Annotated in this window: 1 pseudogene; it reads left to right on the top strand. The window is 71.1% G+C overall.

The features are described 5' to 3' along the window. Positions 1–766, top strand: a pseudogene (locus tag SM447_RS29245) (alpha-L-arabinofuranosidase); the annotation flags it as partial.

The raw sequence follows: 766 nt of genomic DNA, 5'->3' as shown, positions 1-766 counted from the left end.
CGGTGGTCCGCTACCCGGGCGGCAACTTCGTCTCCGGCTACCGCTGGGAGGACGGCGTCGGCCCGGTCGGCGACCGTCCGCGCCGGCTCGACCTGGCCTGGAAGACCATCGAGACCAACGCCTTCGGCCTGCACGAGTTCATGAGCTGGGCCGACGAGGCCGGCGTCGAGCCGATGATGGCGGTGAACCTCGGCACCCGCGGCGTGCAGGAGGCGCTCGACCTCCTGGGGGACACGAACCACCCGGGCGGCACGCACCTGTCGGACCTGCGGCGCAAGAACGGCGCCGAGGACCCCTTCGGCGTACGGCTCTGGTGCCTCGGCAACGAGCTCGACGGCCCCTGGCAGGTCGGGCACAAGACCGCGGACGAGTACGGCCGGCTGGCCGCCGAGGCCGCCCGCGCCATGAAGATGATCGACCCGACCATCAGCCTGGTCGCCTGCGGCAGCTCGAACCGGCGGATGCCCACCTTCGCCTCCTGGGAGGCGACTGTGCTCGAGCACACCTACGAGCACGTCGACGACATCTCCGCGCACACCTACTACGACCCGTCCGACGGTGACCGCGCGAGCATCCTGGCCTCCGCCGTCGACATGGACCACTTCATCCGCGAGGTGGTGGCCACCGCCGACCACGTGGCCGCCAAGCAGCGGCACACCCGCAAGCTCAAGATCTCCTTCGACGAGTGGAACGTCTGGTACCAGTCGGCCGCCCCGTCCACGCCACCCAGCGGGGACGACTGGCCCGTCGCGCCGCGGCTGCTGGA

It is taken from the genome of Micromonospora aridisoli (assembly GCF_056150025.1).
Note: the sequence above shows the minus strand (reverse complement) of the source record. Positions and strands in the feature narration are given on the sequence as shown.